The following is a 21,485-nucleotide window of genomic DNA, read 5'->3' on the forward strand; positions in this document are numbered from 1 at the left end:
TGGACTCGTCGCTGGGAGCGGTGTGAGTCCCGGTGTAAAGAAGGGGAGTCCCTGACCTGCCTGTATCAGGGTCCCCAAAACTGGGTTGTATTGGGGTTGTTGCAGGGCGCGTGCCAGTTTTTGAAAAGCGCCAATGATTGCGTTGATAATTTTCAAGATGTGTCTGAAAGCCCCGGAATACGGGGCCTTTCCGCTGGGGTAGGAAAACGCGGGTGAGGCTTGCGTGGCCTGGTTCGCTGCCCGATAGCGGTTCAAGACGCATTGCCGTGGTGCACTGCCCGCTTATTGTGGGAGCCAGCTGGCTGGCGATGAGGTCCGCAAGATCGCTGCAAGACTCACGGGCCTCATCGCCGGCAAGCCGGCTCCTACAGGGGGTGGGTTAACGCCGGCTTGTGCGTGGGGCAAGAAAAAACCCTCTACAGCCTGGCTGTAGAGGGTTTGGCGTGAAGCGACAGATCAGCCCTCGTCGCTGTCGTCCTCGTCGCCGCCATCGACCTTCATGCCCAGCTCCTTGATCTTGCGGGTCAAGGTGTTGCGGCCCCAGCCCAGCAGCACGGCGGCGTCGCGGCGGCGGCCGGCGGTGTGCTTGAGGGCGGTTTCGATCATGATCCGCTCGAAGCTCGGCACGGCGCTGTCCAGCAGGCTGGATTGCCCGCGTGCCAGCGCCTGGTCGGCCCATTGGCGCAGCGCCTGCTCCCAGTTGGTCACCGGTGCCGAATCCTGTGGCAGGTTCAGCAGTTCCGGTGGCAGGTCGCTGATATGCACCTCGCGGCCGGAGGCCATCACGGTGATCCAGCGGCAGGTGTTCTCCAACTGACGCACGTTACCCGGCCACGGCAGGTTCTTCAGGTACTCCTCGGTTTCCGACTTCAGCAGCTTCGGCTCCACCGACAGCTCCTGGGCGGCGCGGGCGAGGAAGTGCTTGGCCAGGGTCGGAATGTCTTCGCGACGGTCGGACATCCGTGGAATGTGGATGCGGATCACGTTCAGGCGATGGAACAAGTCCTCGCGGAACTTGCCGGCGTGAACCAGGGTTTCCAGGTTCTGGTGGGTCGCGGCGATGATGCGCACGTCGACCTTGACCGGCGTATGCCCGCCGACCCGGTAGAACTCACCGTCCGCCAGGACCCGCAGCAGGCGGGTCTGGGTGTCGGCCGGCATGTCGCCGATTTCGTCGAGGAACAGGGTGCCACCATCGGCTTGTTCGAAACGCCCGCGCCGCAGGTTGGCCGCGCCGGTAAAGGCGCCTTTTTCATGGCCGAACAGCTCGGACTCCATCAGGTCCTTGGGAATCGCCGCCATGTTCAAGGCGATGAACGGTTGGGCCGCCCGTGGGCTGTGGCGGTGCAGGGCATGGGCCACCAGCTCTTTGCCGGTCCCGGATTCGCCATTGATCAGCACCGTGATGTTGGAGTGGCTGAGGCGGCCGATGGCGCGAAACACTTCCTGCATCGCCGGCGCTTCGCCGATGATTTCCGGGGTCCGGGTCAGGGTCGGTGCCACGGCCATGCCTTGCTGTTCCTGGGCATGCTGGTTGGCGCGCTTGACCAGCGACACCGCTTCATCGACGTCGAACGGCTTGGGCAGGTATTCGAACGCGCCGCCCTGGTAGGACGCCACCGCGCTGTCGAGGTCGGAATGGGCGGTCATGATGATCACCGGCAGGCGCGGGTGCTGCTCGCGAATCCGCGCCAGCAGGTCCAGGCCACTGGCGCCGGGCATGCGGATATCGGAGATGATCACGTCCGGCTGCTGACGGACCAGGCGGCTCATTACGCCGTCGGCACTGTCGAAGCTCTGGGTGGTCATGCCCTCCTGTTGCAGGGCTTTTTCCAGGACCCAGCGGATAGAACGGTCGTCATCGACGATCCACACGGTTTCACTACGGCTCATGTCGATGTGGCTCCTTGTTCCAGTGGCAGAAAGATCGAGAACGTGGTGTGGCCGGGGTGGCTCTCACACTCGATCAGGCCCTGGTGCTGGCTGATGATGTTCTGGGTAATGGCCAGGCCCAGCCCGGTACCGTCCGGGCGGCCGCTGACCATGGGATAGAAGATGGTTTCCTGCAGCTCGGCGGGGATCCCCGGGCCGTTGTCGATGATTTCGATCTTGGTCACCAGGCGATGGCGCACATGGCCGATGGTGAACTGGCGGATCGCCCGGGTGCGCAGGCTGATACGGCCCAGGCGCAGCTCGTTCTGGCTGCTGATGGCCTGCATGGCGTTGCGCACTATGTTGAGCACGGCCTGGATCATCTGTTCACGATCAATCAGTACATCGGGAATACTCGGGTCATAGTCGCGCACCAGATTGATGCAGCCTTGGCTCTCGGCTTCCACCAGGCTGCTGACGTGTTCCAGCACTTCGTGGACATTGGTCAGCGCCAGGGACGGCAACTTGTTCGAACCGAGCATGCGGTCCACCAGGTTACGCAGGCGATCGGCCTCTTCGATGATGACGTTGGTGTAGTCCTTCAGGCTTTCTTCCGGCAGCTCGCGGGCCAGCAATTGCGCGGCGCCGCGAATCCCGCCGAGGGGGTTCTTGATCTCGTGGGCCAGGCCGCGCACCAGCATCTTGGTGGTTTCCTGCTTGGACAGCTGCGCCTCCTCCTTGGTGATGCGCAGCAGGCGGTCACGGGGATGCACTTCCAGCAGCAGGAGGGTTTCGCCCTGGCTGAGGATCGGGGTCACGGCATAGTCGACGGTCAGGGTCTGGCCGGTCAGCGCCGTGAGCATGGCTTCGCGCTTGGTGAACGGGTGCGCCTGTTCCACGGCCTGGCGCAGGGAGTTCAGGGCCTCGACCGACTCGGTGAACAGTTCGCTGATGAACTGGCCATGGCTGCGCTGGCCGCTGATGGCCAGGAGCATTTCCGCCGCCGGGTTCATGTACTCCAGACGCAATTCGGCGTTGAGCAGGATGGTCGCGGTGGTCAGGTTGTCGAGTAACAGTCTGTGCAGGGCGTCGCTGATGGTCATGGGGACCTCTTTTGGAGCATGGCAAACGGGGCCGGTCCCGATTTGCGCGCGCGAACAAGGCGCCGATACAAGGAAAATGCAAAAACCAAACCAAGGCTCCGAAAAGAAGCGCGAATTGCCTGAAATGGGCGTTTCAGGCGCGATTGGGTGGCGTTCTGCCAGGTTCGGCGGGTACTTTCGAACCAAAATGGGATTTGGTTCGGGTAGGTGTGCAGTTTAGTGCACCAATGTGGTGCCTTGTCTGGCGCGGGTCAGAGGAAGGGGAAAATGCTGCTGCTTTCTTCCGCGGGCTTGTCCGCCAGCGGACATTCCGGCCGTTGGCCGTAGTCGGCGAGCTGGCAGGGGTTGGCCTGGCGTTTCTGCGCCAGCGAGATGCGCACCATCTGGAAGGGTTGGTTGGCCGTGCGTTCGGCGATCCGCCCCTGGTCGTCGAGGATCTCCACCGCGAGCTGGTGGCTGCCGCGGTCGATGTTGTTCAAGGCAAACACCGGGCTAGGGCCGGGGGCCGCGGTGGGTTTGCCGTCCAGCAGCAGGCGATAGGTATGTCCGGGCATCAGCCCGGGCTCGCTGGTAACGCTGACGATCAGGTTGCCTTCGGTGCTGCGGATGGTCGCGTCGGGGTCTGGCACCAGGATGCGTAGCATCTGGTAATGGAAAATCGGCTGGGCCTTGGGCTTTTCCGGCCTGGCGGGTGAAGGTCGGGGGGCTGCCGGTGTCAGCGACAGGCGATTGACCGGTGGCAGCGGTACTGCTTTGGCGCCGGCACGGTGTTGGTCGGTGAAGACCCGATTGCCCTGGCTGTCGATGTAGGTATAGATCTCGGCCAGCGCCGAGCCGGCGCAGAGCGTCAGGAGCGTCAGGAGCAGCGGTAGCAGGCGGAGGAAAGCTCGAATCATGAGTGGCTCAAGGCTTGTGCACCCGCTGCACGGTAAAGGGTACGAGGGGGCTTTGCTGTACGACCTGTTCACCGGCCAGTACCTGGACGCCGAGGGTGTGGTCGCCGCGGTCGATATTCACCAGTTGCAGGCGTGGCACGTTGCTCGGCTGGCCGTAGGGCGCGCCGTCGAGCATCAGGCGCAGCAGGTGCTGGCGTTGCAGGCGCGGTTCCATCTTCACGCCGACGGTAAAGGTGCCGTTGTTGGCGCGCAGGGCTTCCTGGGTCGGGATGTCCGTCAGCTCCAGGGTGCTGTAGATCGCGCCGGTATTGGCGGGTGTAGTCGTCGCAGGTACTGGTGTCGCCGGTGTGGGGATCGGCAGCGTGTTTGACTGCTGCAGACCGACGCTGTTGAGCGGCGGCAGTTCCACGGTCTGCGCGGCGGTACCATCGGGCGGCTGGTTGCTATAGGCCGTGTTGCCGTTGGCATCGGTGTACTTGTAGATCTGTGCGGCCGCCGGCAAGGCGACGGCCACTAGCAGCAAGAGAAGGCTTCGACCCATGGGCGCTCCCGATAGTGGTCCTGGCGGCGGCATCCCGCCGGGTGCTTCAGGGTGTCAGCATAGAGCACAACGTTCAACGGCTTCAGTGTCCGCTGATGCACAGTTCGCCCACGGCGCGAACCAGCGCCAGGTCATGGATCTCATCGGTGCTCAGGGCCTGGCGCCCTTGGGCCAGCCAAGTCGGGCACTGCGGGTCCTGCCGGGAGGCGGAGAAGGCGGCGTAGTGTTGCAGTAGGCGGATCTGCAGTTGGTCGAGGGCCGGGCGGATCTGCTTGAGCAGATCTGGGCGGGCGATGGTCGGGGCCTTGCCCGCCGCGTGCCACTTGGCCAGCAGGGCGTATTGCACCAGCTTGTTGGCTTCGATCTGGGCGGCGAGGAATTGGCTGACGTCCTCGGGGCTGAGCTGATAGGTGGCGGCCTGTTGCGCGGCGTTGGCGATGACTTGCTGCTCGCGCGGGCTGTCCTGGATCGGCTTGCCGCTGTCCCATTTGGTCAGGGCGACCTGGTCGGCGATCTCCAGGCGTTCGCTCATGGCCTGGAGCAAGGGCGCCAGGGATGCGGGGGCGGCTGTGGGCTTCGGGGTTTCGGCGAAGGCGCCGGTGCTGAGAAGAATGAGCAGCAGCGGGCTGGCAAGGCGTTTTGTCAGGTACATGGAGCGAGCTTCGTCCGGAGGGTGGGCACAGGGGGCTGAGTAAACGTCACAAGCGCAGGCAGGCGCCAGTTTCTTTTCATGAAAAAAAATCTGGGCGTGTCCCAATGTTGTTCAGTTAAGGCTATTTGTAGCCGGGCACGGTCTTGTGGCGAGCGGGCTTGCCCGCGCTGGGGCGCGAAGCGACCCCAAAAACCTGTAATCACGGTGTATCGGATATAACTGGACTATGGTTTTACGGCTGCTGCGCAGCCGAGCGCGCCACAAGACCGTGCTCGGCTGCAAATTGCTGGTCCTGGGTTCCTGCATTAAGGGGTCAAGGGTTCGACTCCGAGAGCGCCATGCCCTCGCTGCCGGCATAGAACACCAACAGGTCCACCGGAACCGCGCCAGTGCGGGCGCGATGCTGGATGTTGACCAGGGCCGCTATTGTGTCGCCCTGTTTCAATAGCGTGTTGTGACCGCCTTCCCGGGTCTCCACCCACACTTCGCCGCAGAGGATGTAGGCGGCGCTGGGAATCGGATGGATGTGCCAGCCCAATTCGGTGTCAGCCGGAATATTGACCTGCAGCAAGGTCAGTTCCGGTGCTCCCTTGGGATAGCGTTCATAAGGCGTACCGTCCCAGGAGCAGGTGCTGCGTAGTAGTACCTGGGCTGAAGGGGCAGGTGGGGTTTGTGCCACGGGTGTCGAGATCGAGGTCATGTGTCGGGTTCCAGGTTAACGTCCTTGTACCGCGCGCCAGGCGCGGTGCCTGTGGTTCCCGTCGCAAGGTCGGGAATCCATAGTTAACGCCGCGTCGCGCCGTCCTGCCAGTCTTCAAGCGTTTCAAGAAATCTCGATTCCTGCCCATGAAAAAGGCCACCCGAAGGTGGCCTTTTGTTACGCCGCTTGCGCGAACGCGACTGGATCAGCAGCTGTAGTACAGCTCGTATTCCAGTGGGTGTACGAAGGTGCGGACCTTGATTTCTTCTTCGCTTTTCAGCTCGATGTAGGCATCGATGAAGTCGTCGCTGAATACGCCGCCCTTGGTCAGGAACGCACGGCCCTTGTCCAGCTCTTCCAGGGCTTCTTTCAGGCTACCGCAAACCTGTGGGATTTCCTTGGCCTCTTCAGGCGGCAGGTCATACAGGTTCTTGTCCGCGGCGTCGCCAGGGTGGATCTTGTTCTGGATACCGTCCAGGCCGGCCATCATCAGCGCGGCGAAGGCCAGGTAAGGGTTGGCAGCCGGATCCGGGAAGCGTGCTTCGATACGGCGAGCCTTGGGGCTGTTGACGTAAGGAATACGGATCGAGGCGGAACGGTTGCGCGCCGAGTAGGCCAGCATTACTGGTGCTTCGAAACCTGGAACCAGACGCTTGTAGGAGTTGGTCGACGGGTTGGTGAAGCCGTTCAGGGCCTTACCGTGTTTGATGATACCGCCGATGAAGTACAGGGCGGTGTCGGACAGGCCGGCATAACCTTCGCCAGCGAAGGTGTTCTTGCCTTCTTTGGAGATGGACATGTGAACGTGCATACCCGAGCCGTTATCGCCGTACAGCGGTTTTGGCATGAAGGTCGCGGTACGGCCGTAGGCATCCGCCACGTTGTGTACGCAGTACTTCAGGGTCTGTACTTCGTCAGCCTTGTTGACCAGGGTGTTGAACTTCACACCGATTTCGTTCTGGCCGGCAGTCGCCACTTCGTGGTGGTGAACTTCGACGGTCTGGCCCATCTCTTCCAGTGCGTTGCACATGGAGGTACGGATTTCGTGGTCGTGGTCGAACGGTGGTACCGGGAAGTAGCCGCCTTTGATACCTGGACGGTGGCCCTTGTTACCGCCTTCCACATCCTGGTCGGACATCCACGAACCTTGTTCGGAGAAGATCTTGAACATGGAACCGGAGATGTCGGACTTGAACTTGACCGAGTCGAAGATGAAGAACTCAGGCTCCGGACCGAAGAAAGCGGTGTCGCCGATACCGGTGGACTTCAGGTATTCCTCGGCGCGACGGGCGATCGCACGTGGGTCGCGGTCGTAGCCCTGCATGGTCGAAGGCTCGATCACGTCGCAGACCAGGATCAGGGTCGGCTCTTCGGTGAACGGGTCGAGTACGGCGGTGCTGTCGTCCGGCATCAGGATCATGTCGGAGGCTTCGATGCCTTTCCAACCGGAGATGGAGGAGCCGTCGAACATTTTGCCGATTTCGAAGAATTCGTCATCCAGTGCATCACGGGCCGGCATGGTCACGTGGTGCTGAGTGCCTTTGGTATCAGTGAAGCGCAGATCAATCCATTTAACGTCATGATCTTTGATGAGTTGAACCGACTTCGACATGGTGTCCTCCGGGTGGCTTCGGGCTGGGTAGTGGAGTTAGCCCTGAAAGAGTGGTGATGCCGGCGCGAATATCGGCCATGGCAACCTGCCTCACAAGAGAGCAAATTGCATGCCAGTGCCCCGTGATGGGTTTTTTGCCCCAATCTCAAGCGTTGCAGCGAGCATAGGAGAATTTTCGGGCATTTGCTGCACCATAATAGGTCTTAAAAAATCACAAGTGATCCGTTTTGGTGCGCATAAAACCATCTGTACAATAACTGGTTAAACCTTGAGCAATTTCCGCTATAATCCGCGCCCCCCTTTTTCGGCCGGCCCTTCGCGCGCTGTTTTCATGAAACTTATCGTAAAAGTCTTCCCCGAAATCACCATTAAAAGCCGTCCTGTCCGGATGAAATTCATCCGCCAGTTGGCCAAGAACATCCGTACCGTGCTCCGTGACCTGGATCCGGCCGTGGTGGTGAACGGCGTGTGGGACAATCTCGAGCTGGAAACCGCGCTGAGCGAGCCCAAGGCCCTGCAGGAGCTGACCGAGCGCCTGTGCTGCATGCCGGGTATCGCGCATTTCCTGCAGGTCGACGAGTACCCGCTGGGTGACTTCGACGACATCACCGCCAAGTGCAAGCAGCACTTCGGCGCGGCCCTGCCCGGGAAGATTTTTTCGGTGCGTTGCAAGCGCGCCGGCAAGCACGATTTCACCTCCATGGACGTGGAAAAGTACGTCGGCAGCCAGTTGCGCCGACAGTGCAATGCCGCCGGGATCTCCCTCAAGGAGCCGGAAATCGAGGTGCGAATGGAAATTCGCGACCAACGGTTGTTTGTCATCCATAGCCAGCACGATGGCCTGGGCGGTTACCCGCTGGGTTCCATCGAGCAGACGCTGGTGCTGATGTCCGGTGGTTTCGATTCCACCGTGGCCGCCTATCAGATGATGCGCCGCGGCCTGATGAGCCACTTCTGCTTCTTCAACCTCGGTGGCCGCGCCCACGAGCTGGGGGTGATGGAAGTCGCCCACTTCCTCTGGAAGAAGTACGGCAGCTCCCAGCGGGTGCTGTTTGTCAGCGTGCCGTTCGAGGAAGTGCTGGGAGAAATTCTCGGTAAAGTCGATAACAGTCATATGGGCGTAGTATTGAAGCGTATGATGTTGCGCGCTGCTTCCGTCATGGCTGATCGACTGGACATCAGTGCGCTGGTGACCGGCGAAGCGATTTCCCAGGTTTCCAGCCAGACGCTGCCGAACCTGGCGGTGATCGACTGCGTGACCGAGAAGCTGGTGATTCGTCCGCTGATCGCCAGCCACAAGCAGGACATCATCAACCTGGCGAGCGAGATCGGCACGGCCGACTTCGCCAAGCACATGCCGGAATATTGCGGGGTCATTTCGGTGAACCCCAAGACCCACGCCAAGCGCAACCGCGTGGAGTACGAGGAACAACAGTTCGACATGGCGATTCTCGAGCGGGCGCTCGAGCGGGCCAAACTGATACCCATCGATCGAGTCATCGACGAACTGGGCCAGGATTTGCAGATTGAAGAAGTCAGCGAGGCGCTGGCCGGTCATATCGTGATCGACATCCGTCACCCGGATGCCCTGGACGACGACCCGCTGGAGATCGCTGGCATCGAGGTACAAGCGATGCCGTTTTATGCTCTGAACGCTCGTTTCAAGGAACTGGACCCTACTCGCCAGTACCTGTTGTATTGCGACAAAGGCGTGATGAGTCGCCTGCATGCCCACCATTTGCTCAGTGAGGGGCATGCCAATGTGCGCGTTTATCGACCGAGCTAAGTGCCCGGGGCTGTTTGCCTGTGGCTTGCGTCACCGGCCCCCCGACGCCGCCGTCAAGTTGTAACGGCTTGCCGGACTCTGCTGTAAATCGCTGCCAAGACTTGTCAGCACACCGAATCCTCTGATCGAGATACACAAGTGATCGAAAATCTACGCAACATCGCCATCATTGCTCACGTTGACCATGGTAAGACCACCCTGGTAGACAAACTCTTGCGTCAATCCGGCACCCTGGAGCGCAACGAGCTCAACGACGAGCGCGTGATGGACTCCAACGACCAGGAGAAAGAGCGCGGTATTACCATCCTGGCGAAAAACACCGCCATCAACTGGAACGGCTACCACATCAACATCGTGGACACCCCGGGCCACGCCGACTTCGGCGGCGAAGTCGAACGCGTAATGTCGATGGTCGACTCCGTTCTGCTGCTGGTTGACGCCCAAGACGGCCCTATGCCGCAAACCCGTTTCGTGACCAAGAAGGCTTTCGAAGCCGGCCTGCGTCCGATCGTGGTGATCAACAAGGTCGACCGTCCGGGCGCGCGTCCGGACTGGGTTCTGGACCAGATCTTCGACCTGTTCGACAACCTCGGCGCCACCGAAGAACAGCTCGACTTCAAAGTCGTCTACGCCTCGGCCCTGAACGGTATTGCCGGTCTGGACCACACCGCCATGGCGGAAGACATGACCCCGCTGTACCAGTCGATCGTCGACGACGTACCCGCGCCGAAAGTCGACCGTGACGGTCCGTTCCAGATGCAGATCTCCGCACTGGACTACAACAGCTTCCTGGGTGTTATCGGTGTTGGCCGTATCGCCCGTGGTCGGATCAAGCCGAACACCCCGGTTGTCGCTATCGACGCCGATGGCAAGAAGCGTACCGGTCGTATCCTGAAGCTGATGGGTCACCACGGTCTGCACCGTATCGACGTTGAAGAAGCGGCTGCCGGCGACATCGTCTGCATCAGCGGCTTCGAGCAGCTGTTCATCTCCGACACCCTGTGCGACCCACTGAACGTCGAAGCGATGAAGCCGCTGACCGTTGACGAACCTACCGTTTCGATGACCTTCCAGGTCAACGACTCGCCGTTCTGCGGCCGTGAAGGCAAGTTCGTCACCAGCCGTAACATCAAGGAACGCCTGGACAAAGAGCTGCTCTACAACGTTGCCCTGCGCGTTGAAGAAGGCGACTCGGCTGACAAGTTCAAGGTCTCCGGCCGTGGTGAGCTGCACCTCTCGGTACTGATCGAAACCATGCGTCGCGAAGGCTTCGAAATGGGTGTCGGTCGTCCGGAAGTGATCATCCGCATGGTTGATGGCGTCAAGCACGAACCGTACGAAAACGTGACCATCGACCTGCCGGAAGAATCCCAGGGCGCGATCATGGAGCAAATGGGCCTGCGTAAAGGCGACCTGACCAACATGGTTCCGGATGGCAAGGGCCGTGTGCGCCTTGAGTACAACATCCCGGCGCGTGGCCTGATCGGTTTCCGTAACGAGTTCCTGACCCTGACCTCCGGTGGCGGCATCCTGACCTCGATCTTCGACCGTTACGACGTGATGAAGTCCGGCGACATGTCCGGCCGTCAGAACGGCGTGCTGGTTTCGGTGGCTACCGGTAAGGCGCTGACCTACTCGCTGGAAACCCTGCAGGCACGTGGCAAGCTGTTCGTTGAACACGGCCAGGACATCTACGAAGGTCAGATCGTCGGCTTGAACAGCCGCGACAACGACCTGGGCGTGAACCCGACCAAAGGCAAGAAGCTCGACAACATGCGTGCTTCGGGCAAGGACGAAACCATCGCCCTGGTTCCGCCGGTCAAGTTCACCCTGGAGCAGGCTCTGGAGTTCGTGCAAGAAGACGAACTGTGCGAAGTGACGCCTAAGTCCATCCGTCTTCGCAAGAAGATCCTGGGCGAAAGCGAGCGTACCCGCGCGGCCAAGAAGTCCGGTAACTAAGTCGTTTAGTTAGCTGGCAAAAAAAATGCCCCCGACCGCAAGGTCGGGGGCATTTTTGTTTGTCTGGCTTATGGGGCGTCGCACACCTTGTCAGGGTGGGCGATGCTCCCACAGGGCTGGTGTTTCAAGGGGTGTTGATCAGAAGTTGTACAGCATCTTGTCCGGCGCCGGGCGTTCCGGGGTCTTGGGCTTGTAGGCACAGTAGCCCGGGCGTGGCCCGATTTTTGGATGGTTACGGCAGGTGTCCGGACGTTTTTCGTAGATGGTGCACAGCCGTGACTTGCGATCCAGGTACAGGCAGTCGTTGTTGCTCATGCGCTGCAAGGTGAAGATCTCGGACTTCTGGTTGTAGCGTTCGACGATCCCTTCCTTCTGCAGGCGCTTGGCGATGTTCTTCGGCGGGTCGCCACGCTCGAATTCGTCGACGATGCCGATGCGGATCAGGTCCTTGATCTTGACTTCCACCGGCAAGGTGCAGCAACTGGACATGCAGCCTCCGCACATATGGCTGGAGTATTTCTGCCAGGTTTCGAGGCGGTCGAGTTCCGCGGCGGCGATCAGGGTAGGTTTCATCCGGCTGTTGTCCAGGGTGTATCAGGGCGCGCGATGATACCGGGGCTGGTGGATTTGTGAACAACCTTTTGACGGTTTTTCGTACAAACGCAACTTTGCAGGGAGATTTCCACATGAGTGCATGCTTTTGGGGCAGCATGGGGTCGTCGGCTTTTCCCCGGGTCATCCGTAAAAAACGCCGAACCTGCGTCGTCGCCCCGTGTCGAACCGTCTAGGCTCAGAACACTCGTCTTTCAAATCGTCCATCTCGCTAGAGGTTGTACCGATGTCTCAGGAACCGCTTGTCCGTGAAGCCGAGGTCGCCGCTTTTCGCGACGCTGTCCTAGCCAAACTTACATACGCGGTGGGCAAGGACCCGGACCACGCGTTTGATCATGACTGGTTCGAGGCCATCGCCTTGGCCGCCCGCGACCATATGGTCGAACGCTGGATGGACCACACCCGGCATATCTACCGCAAGGGCCAGAAGCGGGTGTATTACCTGTCCCTGGAGTTTCTGATCGGTCGCCTGCTGTACGACAGCCTGAGCAACCTCGGCCTGCTGGAGATCGTCCGTGAGGCGCTGGTGGAGCTCGGTGTGGACCTGGAGCGGATTCGCCTGCTGGAGCCCGATGCGGCGCTTGGCAACGGTGGCCTGGGGCGCCTGGCGGCCTGCTTCATGGAGAGCATGTCGACCCTCGGGATCGCCGGTCATGGCTATGGCATCCGCTACGAGCACGGCTTGTTCCGCCAGGCCATCGTCGATGGCTGGCAGCAGGAACAGACCGAGAACTGGCTGGACTTCGGCAACCCCTGGGAGTTCGAGCGCGCCGAAGTGATCTATCCCGTGGGTTTCGGCGGCCAGGTGCAAACCGTCACCGACGAGAACGGCGCGCCCCGCCAGGTCTGGACCGCCTCGGAAACCGTGCGGGCGGTGGCCTATGACACGCCGGTGGTGGGTTGGCGCGGGGCCAGTGTGAACACCCTGCGTCTTTGGCGCGCGCGGGCCACCGAAGAACTGCACCTGGAACGCTTCAACGCCGGCGACCACCTCGGCGCGGTCGCCGAAGTGGCCCGGGCCGAGAGCATCTCCAGGGTCCTGTATCCGGCCGACAGCACCGAGGCCGGCCAGGAGCTGCGGCTGCGCCAGGAATATTTCTTTGTCTCGGCGTCGTTGCAGGATCTGCTACGTCGGCACAAGAATATGCACGACTCGGTGCTCAGCCTCGGCGAGCACGCGGCGATCCAGCTCAACGACACCCACCCCTCGATTGCCGTGGCCGAGTTGATGCGCCAGTTGGTCGACCTGCACGATATCGCCTGGGATGCGGCCTGGCAGGTCACCGTCGAAACCCTCTCCTACACTAACCATACCTTGCTCCCCGAAGCCCTGGAAACCTGGCCGGTGGGCCTGATGGAACGCATGCTGCCGCGGCATATGCAGATCATCTACCTGATCAATGCCCAGCACATCGATTCGCTGCGGGCCAAGGGCATCCACGATTTCGACGTGTTGCGCGCGGTGTCGCTGATCGAGGAGGACAATGGCCGGCGGGTGCGCATGGGCAACCTGGCGTTCCTCGGCTCCCACAGTGTCAACGGCGTTTCCGGCCTGCACACCCAACTGATGCGCAGCACGGTGTTTTCCGAACTGCACAAGCTCTATCCGGAGCGGATCAACAACAAGACCAACGGCATCACCTTCCGCCGCTGGCTCTACCAGGCCAACCCGAAGCTCACGGCGATGATGGTCGACGCCGTCGGGCCGGAACTGCTCGACAACCCCGAGCAACTGCTGCTGGGCCTGGAGCCCTTTGCCGAGAAAGCCGGCTTTCGCAAGCAGTTCGCCGAACAGCGCCTGCACAGCAAGCGGGCCCTGGCGGCCCTGATCCACGAGCGTCTGGGGATCGCCATCAACCCGGCGGCGATGTTCGATGTGCAGGTCAAACGGATCCACGAGTACAAGCGCCAGTTGCTCAACCTGCTGCACACCGTGGCGCTGTACCAGGCGATCCGCGCCGAACCGGAAACCGACTGGGTGCCGCGGGTGAAGATCTTCGCCGGCAAGGCGGCGGCCAGTTATCACCAAGCCAAGCTGATCATCAAGCTGGCCAACGACATTGCCCGTACGGTCAACCACGACCCGACCGTGCGCGGTCTGCTCAAGGTGGTGTTCCTGCCCAACTACAACGTCAGCCTGGCGGAAAGCATCATTCCGGCGGCGGACCTGTCGGAGCAGATTTCCACGGCGGGCTTCGAGGCCTCGGGTACCAGCAACATGAAGTTCGGTCTCAATGGTGCGCTGACCATCGGCACCATGGACGGGGCCAACGTGGAAATGTCCGAGCGGATTGGCGAGGAACACATGTTCATCTTCGGCCTCAGCGCCGAGCAGGTGGAGGCGCGCAAGCAGAGCGGCGAGTTCAGCGCGGCGGCCGACGTAGCGGCCTCCCATCGACTCAATGATGTGCTGCAAGCCATTCGCGGCGGGGTGTTTTCGCCAGATGATCCCTCTCGTTATGTCGGGCTGGTGGATTCGTTGATCGACTATGACCGTTTCCTGGTCTGCGCCGATTTCGACTCCTACTGGAATGCCCAGGCCCGGGTCGAAGCCCATTGGAACGACTCCAAGGAATGGTGGCGTTCTGCTGTACTTAACAGTGCGCGCATGGGCTGGTTCTCCTCGGACCGGACTATTCGTGAATACGCCACGGAGATCTGGAAAGCGCTGGATTAACTTTTTGCGGCAAGTTGTGCACCCGGCCCCACTTTCCGGGGGCCGGATCGATATACTACGCGGCATATTTTCGGACGCCGCATAGGGATATCGCGCATGCAATGGATTCTGATGCTGGTGGGCCTGGCGCTGGGCTGGCTGGTGGATTCGGTGTTCACCGACGCCCTGATCGGCGCCCTGTTGGGCCTGGGCATCGGCCAGACTTTCCGCCTGATGAGCCTGGGTCGGCGGAGCGCCGAGCAGATGCTCCAGCTGGAACAGGCGCGAAAAGCCCTGGCGACCGTCGAACTGCGCGTGCGCCAGCTCGAAATCGCCTCGAACAGGACGCCTGGGCCGTCCGTGGCCGCGGCGCTCGCCGAAGTGGCTCCCGAGGTGTCCGAAGCCGCCGCGCAAGCCGTTGCCGAACACTTCCAGGCCGAACACCTCCAGGCAGAACAAGCTGGCGAACCGCTCCCCGAGGCCCAGCGCGTGGTTCCCGAGCTGGTCTGGGAACTGCCGGTCGAGCTCCAGGAGCCCCAGCGCGACAGCCCTCGCTCCGAAAGCGTGCACCCCGAGGTCGATGCCTGGGCGCCGGAACCGCTCATGGCCGAATCCCGCGAACCACAAGCGCCTCGCACCCCACGCGAACCGAATCTGATCGAGCGGGCCCTGGCCGGCGCGCGCAACTGGCTGTTCGGTGGTAACACGGTGTTGCGCGTCGGTGTCCTCCTGCTGTTCCTCGGTCTGGCCTTCCTGCTGCGCTATGCCACCGAAGGCATGGTGGTGCCGATCGAGGCGCGTTACGCCGGGGTCGCCGCCTGCGCCCTGGGCCTGCTCGGGCTCGGCTGGTGGCTACGCCTGCGCAACAGCAGCTATGCATTGATGTTGCAAGGCACCGGGATCGCGGTGCTGTACCTGACGGTGTTTGCGGCGATGCGCCTGCATCCGTTGCTCGACCCTTCGGCGGCCCTCGGCCTGTTGGTGGCGGTCACGCTGTTCTCGGCGATCCTCGCCATCACCCAGGACGCTCTCGGCCTGGCCGCCGCTGCCGCCCTGGGTGGTTTCGCCGCGCCGATCCTGACCTCCACCGGCAGCGGCAATCATGTGGCGCTGTTCAGCTATTTCGCCTTGCTCAATGCCGGCATCCTGGCGATCGCCTGGTTCAAGACCTGGCGCCTGCTCAACCTGATCGGCTTTGTCGGCACCTTCGGTATCGGTTTCGCCTGGGGCCTGCGTTCGTATAAAGCGGAATTGCTGTGGAGCACCGAACCCTTCCTGGTGCTGTTCTTCCTGATGTACCTGGCGATCGGCCTGCTGTTTGCCCGGCGCAAATTGCGCGAGATCGCCGCTGGTCCCGCGGACGACAGCCGTGAAGCGCTGCTGCGCTGGTCGGCTCGCCAGGGCGATTATGTCGACGGCGCCATGCTGTTCGGTCCGCCGTTGGTGGGCTTCGGCCTGCAATTCGCGGTGGTCCGGCACCTGGAATTCGCGGCGGCGTTCAGTGCCCTGGCCCTGGGCATTATCTACATGGGGCTGGCGCGGATACTCGCCGGCGGTCGCGCCTTGCTGCTGGGGGAGACCTGCCTGGCCCTGGGCGTGATCTTCGCCAGCCTGGCGATCCCGCTGGGCCTGGATGCGCGCTGGACTTCAGCGGCCTGGGCGGTGGAAGGCGCGGGCATTTTCTGGCTCGGTCTGCGTCAGCAACGACCGTTCGCCCGGGCGTTTGCCCTGTTGTTGCAGATCGGTTCGGCGCTGGCGTTCCTCGGCAAGCTGCAGGTCGGTGACACCAGCCTGCTGGATGGCGCGCCACTGGGCGCCTTGCTGCTGGGCGGGTCCTTGCTGTTCAGCTTCCAGCAAGTACGCAAGGCATTGCCGGAACAGCTCGCGGCCTGGGAGCGCGGCCTGGCACCATTGCTGGCCTGCAGTGGCCTGGCCTTCCTCTACCTGCTGGCGCCGCTGTTCTTCTTCACCCAGGGCACGGCGATCAGTTGGGCGCTGGCCGGGCTGGCGACCCTGTTTGTCGGCCTGCGCCTGCAATCGCGTAGCTTCCTGTTCAGTGCCTTTGCCGTGCAACTGCTTGGCGGCGCGTTGTTCCTGCTGCGGCTGCAAGGCGCCCAGGGCGACTCGACGGCGGTATTCAACGCCGGCTGGAGCGGCCTGATGAGCGCTTCGTTGATCGGCCTGTCATTGATCGCCGGGATGCTGCTGGCCGCCCGCGACGATATGGTCCGCAATGATGCGCGCCTGCTCCGAGGCCTGTCGGTGGTGCTGCTGGCGGGGCTGGTGCTGATCAACCTCGCGGTGCTGTTCGTCCTGCCGTGGGAAACCGCCAGCGGGGTCTGGGCCGCCAGCGGCTTGTTGATCATCTGGTTGAGCCTGTACTTGCAGCAGCGGGTGAGCTTCGTCTTCGGCTTGCTGTTGCAGGTGATCGGCGGCGCGGCGTTCCTGATGGCCGAGCCCGAGCTGTTCCGCGCGCTGTCCGCCGAGGGCCTGCGACCATTGGCCCACAGCGGCTTCTGGACGCCGATGGTGTTGAGCCTGGCGGCGCTGGTCGCGGCCTGGCGCTTGCAACGTGGCAGCCAGGCCGCGGCCTTCGAGGTCCTGAGCCTGACGGGCCTGTCCAATGTCCTGCTGGTCTGGGGCGCGCTGTGGTGGGGCCTGGCCTGGGTCAGCGAAGTGCTGCGCTTTGTCCCGGCGCATCTGCAATCCCAGGCGTTGCTGGGCCTGGCCGCGTTCAGCGTGCTGCTCTGGACGCTGCTGGCCGCGCGCTTGAACTGGCCGACCCTGGGCCGGCTCTGCACCTTGCTGACGCCGGTTGCCGTGGTGGTGCTCTACGGCGCCTGGGACCCGGCGTATCACCCGGCGGCCGATTACGGCTGGCTGGCCTGGGCGGCAGTGTTTGTCGTGCACCTGCTGTCGTTGCGGCGCCTGGCGCCGATCCTGCCCGCCCAGGCCCTGAGTTATGCCCATGTGCTGGGTTGCTGGCTGATCCTCGGCGTACTGGCGCTGGAGTTGCGTTTTGGCCTGATGAGCCTGTCCGAGCACTACAACGCCTGGCGCTGGCTGGGCTGGGCGATCCTGCCGAGCCTCTATCTGGTGCTGATGGCCGCGCCACGCCAATGGCCGTGGCCGGTGGCGGCGTACCCGCGCGAATATCGCCTCTACGCGGCATTGCCCCTGGCCGTGCTGATGCTGGCCTGGTTCTGGTTGGCGAACACTTTCAGTGACGGTCAGGCCGAGCCGCTGCCTTATGTACCGCTGCTCAACCCCTTGGAACTGGGGCTGATGTTCGCCTTGCTGGGGATCTACCTCTGGTCGCGGAGCGCCGTGGCGCAATGGGCTCTGCGCCGCGATTATGCACAGCTGGTCACCCAGGCGGTGGCCGGGCTTTCGCTGTTCGCCTTTGTCAGCGCGCTGGTGATGCGCACCGCGCACCATTGGGGCGGCGTGCCGTTCAAGCTGGATGACCTGCTGGCGTCGATGCAGGTGCAGGCCGGTCTGTCGATTGCCTGGACCCTGATTGCCCTGGGCCTGATGATCGGTGGCCATCTGCGTCATCGTCGCGAGGTCTGGCTGGTGGGCGCGGCCCTGATCGCCGTGGTGGTCGCCAAGTTGTTCTTCGTCGAGTTGAGCAATCGTGGTGGACTGGCGCGGATCGTCTCGTTCATCGGCGTCGGCGTGCTGTTGTTGGTGGTCGGTTACTTTGCACCGCTGCCGCCGAAACGTCCGGAGCCTGAACCGGTGGATGCGGAAACTGAAGGAGTGTCGTCTTGATTCACAAGTTGAGCCCGTGCTGGTTGGGCGTCATGGGGTTGTGTGCGGCGTTGTCGGCGTTCGCCCAGGAAAAACCCGGCGACTACGGCACCCGGGTGCCCCTGGCCCTGAGTGGCGAGGGCCCTTGGTATCGCCTGGAACTGCCGCTGACGCTGCAGTTAAGTGCGCGCCAGTCCGATCTCAGCGATGTGCGCGTATTCAATGCCGCCGGCGAGCCCCAGGCTTATGCCCTGCTGCGGGAACAGGCGCAGGCGACCCAGAGCCACAGCCTGACGGACGTGAAGTGGTTTCCGCTGTACAACGCGGCCGATGCGCCGCAGGTCACGCCGAGCGTGCGGGTCCAGTCATCGGCCAACGGCACCCTGGTCGAGGTGAGCCCTTCGGGGGAACTGGAGGCCGGTGAAGAAGTGCTGCGCGGCTGGCTGCTGGATGCCAGCGCGATCAAGGCACCGTTGCAGCAGCTTGTCCTGGACTGGAGCAGCGAGCGCGACGGCTTCCAGCGTTTCAGCATCGAGGCCAGCGACGACTTGCAGCACTGGCAGGCCTGGGGCGATGGGCAGGTCGCACGCTTGTCCTTTGCCGATGAACGGGTGGAGCAGCATGAAGTCGCCTTGCCGGGGTTGTCGGCGCGTTACTTGCGCCTGTTGTGGCGGTCGCCGCAGACAGCGCCGGTACTCAGCTCGGCAAAGTTGGCCAGTTCCACTACCAGCAGCCTGCCGTTGCCGCTGGTATGGTCGCAGCCGTTGGCCGGGACGAGCGCCAAGGCCGGGGAATACACCTGGCAGCTACCGCTCGGCCTGCCCCTTGAGCAGGTGCGGGTCGAGCTGGCGCAGGCCAACAGCCTGGCGCCGGTGAACTTGTACGGGCGCCAGGACGGTAATGCGCCGTGGCAGGCGCTGGGCAGCGGCTTGCTCTATCGCCTGACCCAGAATGGCCAGGACGTGGTCCAGGACCAGTTGCAGTTGCCCGGGCGTGCCGTGGCGCAATTGAAGTTGCTGGTCGACGAGCGCGGCGGTGGCCTGGGCGCGCAGGCGCCGATCTTGCGATTTGCGGTGCGCAGCACCCAACTGGTGTTCCTGGCCCGTGGCGAGCCGCCGTTTTCCCTGGCCCTGGGCAACCCGACGGTGAAGGCGGCGAACCTGTCGCTGTCGACCCTGATCCCCGATTACAGTCCGCAGCGTCTGGCCGGATTGGGCAAGGCCACGGCAAGCGGCGGCGCGGTGGCCACGGTGCAGCCGCCGGCGGTACCGGTTGCGCTGGGCACCGATTGGAAGAAGATCGGTTTGTGGGCCGTTTTGCTGCTGGGGGTGGCGGCCTTGGCGGGGATGGCTTTCAGCCTGCTGCGCAAACCGCAGGTCTAGGCGTTTTGCCCGGGACCCCGTGGCCGCCGGCTTGCCGGCGATGGCGGTCGATCAGGCGATGCAAGGCTGACTGGCCTAATCACCCGTCAGCCGGATCCTAAAGGATTGCCGTCGTTCCTGCGGCGTTGGCAATGACCGGGAGCAGGTTATTTGCCGTGCTTTTGGGCTACGCTGAACCCGGTCCTTGAACTCTCCGTGTCGGAACTCGGTCTGACAGGAGGCAATACATGTCGACTCGCGTTAAACTGCGCGGGTTTTCAGCCCCCCATCTCCGGAGCCATCCATGTCCCGCGTTACCCTGAGTCGCTATTTGATTGAGCAGACCCGCAGCAACAACACGCCTGCCGATCTGCGTTTCCTGATCGAAGTGGTTGCGCGTGCTTGCAAGGAAATCAGCCATGCCGTCTCCAAAGGCGCGCTGGGTGGGGTTCTGGGCAGCATGGGGACTGAGAACGTACAAGGCGAAGTGCAGAAGAAACTCGACGTGATTTCCAACGAGATCCTGCTCGAAGCCAACGAGTGGGGTGGTCACCTGGCCGGCATGGCGTCCGAGGAAATGGACAATGCCTACCAGATCCCCGGTAAATACCCGAAAGGCGCCTACCTGCTGGTATTCGACCCGCTGGACGGTTCGTCGAACATCGATATCAACGCGCCGGTCGGTACTATCTTCTCGGTGCTGCGTTGCCCGAATGAACACCTGAGCCAGAACGAAGCCTTGAACGAAAAGGCCTTCCTGCAGCCAGGTACCCAGCAGGTAGCCGCCGGTTATGCGATCTACGGCCCGCAGACCATGCTGGTGCTGACCCTGGGTGATGGCGTGAAAGGCTTTACCCTCGACCGTGAAATGGGCAGCTTCGTGCTGACCCATGAAGACATCAAGATCCCGGCCGCCACTCAGGAATTCGCGATCAACATGTCCAATCAGCGTCACTGGGAAGCTCCGGTGCAACGCTATGTCGGCGAATTGCTAGCCGGCGAGGAAGGCCCGCTGAAAAAGAACTACAACATGCGTTGGGTGGCCGCGATGGTCGCGGACGTGCACCGTATCCTGACCCGTGGCGGTCTGTTCATGTATCCGCGCGACAGCCGAGAGCCGTCCAAGCCGGGCAAGCTGCGCCTGATGTACGAAGCCAACCCGATGTCGTTCCTGGTGGAACAGGCGGGCGGCGCGTCCACCGACGGCCACCAGCGTATTCTCGACATCAAGCCGGACGGCCTGCACCAGCGTGTCGCGGTGTTCCTCGGTTCCAAGGACGAAGTGGAACGGATCACCGGCTACCACAAGGGCTGAAGCCATGTCCGCGCCCTGGCAGCCGTTGCTTGAGTGGTGGTTCGGTTCAGCCGGGACGACCGCCGCGATGGTGGCTGACAAGGGCCGGTTGTGGTTCGGCAAGCGTGACCGCCAGGATCTTGAGGCGCGTGAGCGTTTCGGGGTCCAGGTCGAGCAGGCACTGGCTGGCGATTTGACCGAGTGGACGCAATGTCCCGAAGGTTGGCTGGCGTTGGTGATCCTGCTCGATCAACTGCCACGGATGATCTTCCGCGATAGCCCCAGGGCTTTCTCCGGTGATGCCCGCGCCCAGGCGCTGGTGGCACAGGGGGTGGCTGCGGATTTTGACCGGCGGTTGTCGGCGATACAGCGGGTGTTTGTCTACCTGGTGTTCGAGCACTGCGAGCACCTGGCGGTGCAGAACGAGGCGGTGTCGCGTTTTGCCGCGTTGCTGGCGGAGCAACCCGAGGTGGGTCGGGCGATTTTTGCCGATTATCTGGATTATGCCGAACGGCATCGCGACGTTATTGCTCGGTTTGGGCGTTTTCCCCATCGCAATAGGGTTCTTGGGCGTGAGTCCACGGTCGAGGAAGTGGCGTTCCTGCAAGAACCGGGTTCACGCTTTTAGATTTTCTGTGTAGCTGATGACCCTTTCGCGGCGGTGCGGCGATTCGACAAGCTCCACTCC

15 protein-coding genes are annotated in these 21,485 nt (G+C 62.4%); 7 read left to right on the forward strand and 8 right to left on the reverse strand.

Going from position 1 to position 21,485, the window contains the following annotated elements:
* Positions 1–456: 456 nt before the first annotated feature.
* The 7 genes from ntrC to glnA form a co-directional block, all read right to left on the reverse strand.
* Positions 457–1,893, reverse strand: coding sequence for a nitrogen regulation protein NR(I) (gene ntrC / locus M5B96_RS18100; protein ID WP_100940345.1), 1,437 nt, complete (start codon positions 1,891–1,893; stop codon positions 457–459).
* A complete protein-coding gene (gene glnL / locus M5B96_RS18105; RefSeq protein WP_040063506.1) occupies positions 1,890–2,975 on the reverse strand; it encodes a nitrogen regulation protein NR(II) in 1,086 nt (361 codons plus the stop codon). Before glnL ends, ntrC begins: the two co-directional genes overlap by 4 nt.
* Before the next feature lie 251 nt (positions 2,976–3,226).
* A complete protein-coding gene (locus M5B96_RS18110; protein WP_248798090.1) occupies positions 3,227–3,871 on the reverse strand; it encodes a DUF4124 domain-containing protein in 645 nt (214 codons plus the stop codon).
* A 7-nt stretch (positions 3,872–3,878) separates the two neighbouring features.
* Entirely contained in the window at positions 3,879–4,412 is a 534-nt protein-coding gene (locus tag M5B96_RS18115) for a DUF4124 domain-containing protein (RefSeq protein ID WP_248798091.1), read from the reverse strand.
* A gap of 82 nt (positions 4,413–4,494) precedes the next feature.
* Entirely contained in the window at positions 4,495–5,064 is a 570-nt protein-coding gene (locus M5B96_RS18120; RefSeq protein WP_248798092.1) for a chorismate mutase, read from the reverse strand.
* A 313-nt stretch (positions 5,065–5,377) separates the two neighbouring features.
* On the reverse strand, positions 5,378–5,764 hold the full coding sequence (locus M5B96_RS18125) for a cupin domain-containing protein (protein ID WP_248798093.1): 387 nt from the start codon (positions 5,762–5,764) through the stop codon (positions 5,378–5,380).
* A gap of 205 nt (positions 5,765–5,969) precedes the next feature.
* Positions 5,970–7,376 carry a type I glutamate--ammonia ligase gene (gene glnA / locus M5B96_RS18130; RefSeq protein WP_191489959.1) on the reverse strand — a complete coding sequence of 469 codons (1,407 nt, stop codon included), beginning with the start codon at positions 7,374–7,376 and terminating at the stop codon, positions 5,970–5,972.
* Positions 7,377–7,707: 331 nt separating this feature from the next.
* Between glnA and thiI the strand changes: the two genes are divergently transcribed.
* Together thiI and typA are read left to right on the forward strand one after the other, a co-directional pair.
* Positions 7,708–9,162 carry a tRNA uracil 4-sulfurtransferase ThiI gene (thiI, locus tag M5B96_RS18135; protein ID WP_248798094.1) on the forward strand — a complete coding sequence of 485 codons (1,455 nt, stop codon included), beginning with the start codon at positions 7,708–7,710 and terminating at the stop codon, positions 9,160–9,162.
* Between the two features lie 138 nt (positions 9,163–9,300).
* The gene (typA, locus tag M5B96_RS18140; RefSeq protein WP_103495503.1) at positions 9,301–11,121 is read left to right on the forward strand and encodes a translational GTPase TypA; all 1,821 of its coding nucleotides are present in this window, start codon (positions 9,301–9,303) and stop codon (positions 11,119–11,121) included.
* Positions 11,122–11,259: 138 nt separating this feature from the next.
* Here the strand turns inward: typA and M5B96_RS18145 are convergent, their stop codons facing one another.
* A complete protein-coding gene (locus tag M5B96_RS18145) occupies positions 11,260–11,694 on the reverse strand; it encodes a YkgJ family cysteine cluster protein (protein WP_248798095.1) in 435 nt (144 codons plus the stop codon).
* A 265-nt stretch (positions 11,695–11,959) separates the two neighbouring features.
* Here M5B96_RS18145 and M5B96_RS18150 point away from each other — a divergent pair, with 265 nt between their 5' ends.
* The 5 genes from M5B96_RS18150 (at position 11,960) to M5B96_RS18170 (ending at position 21,425) form a co-directional block, all read left to right on the forward strand.
* Positions 11,960–14,410, forward strand: coding sequence for a glycogen/starch/alpha-glucan phosphorylase (locus M5B96_RS18150; RefSeq protein ID WP_248798096.1), 2,451 nt, complete (start codon positions 11,960–11,962; stop codon positions 14,408–14,410).
* A gap of 96 nt (positions 14,411–14,506) precedes the next feature.
* Positions 14,507–18,163 carry a DUF2339 domain-containing protein gene (locus tag M5B96_RS18155; protein ID WP_248798097.1) on the forward strand — a complete coding sequence of 1,219 codons (3,657 nt, stop codon included), beginning with the start codon at positions 14,507–14,509 and terminating at the stop codon, positions 18,161–18,163.
* A 32-nt stretch (positions 18,164–18,195) separates the two neighbouring features.
* Positions 18,196–19,524: a DUF3999 domain-containing protein gene (locus M5B96_RS18160; RefSeq protein WP_412548617.1), complete on the forward strand. Its 1,329-nt coding sequence runs from the start codon at positions 18,196–18,198 to the stop codon at positions 19,522–19,524.
* 283 nt (positions 19,525–19,807) lie between these two features.
* Complete coding sequence (locus M5B96_RS18165) at positions 19,808–20,818, forward strand: class 1 fructose-bisphosphatase (protein ID WP_248798099.1); 1,011 nt, start codon at positions 19,808–19,810, stop codon at positions 20,816–20,818.
* 4 nt (positions 20,819–20,822) lie between these two features.
* Positions 20,823–21,425: a DUF924 family protein gene (locus M5B96_RS18170; RefSeq protein ID WP_248798100.1), complete on the forward strand. Its 603-nt coding sequence runs from the start codon at positions 20,823–20,825 to the stop codon at positions 21,423–21,425.
* Positions 21,426–21,485 lie beyond the last annotated feature (60 nt).

The organism is Pseudomonas sp. MWU13-2105 (genome assembly GCF_023242315.1).
Taxonomy (GTDB): Bacteria; Pseudomonadota; Gammaproteobacteria; order Pseudomonadales; family Pseudomonadaceae; genus Aquipseudomonas.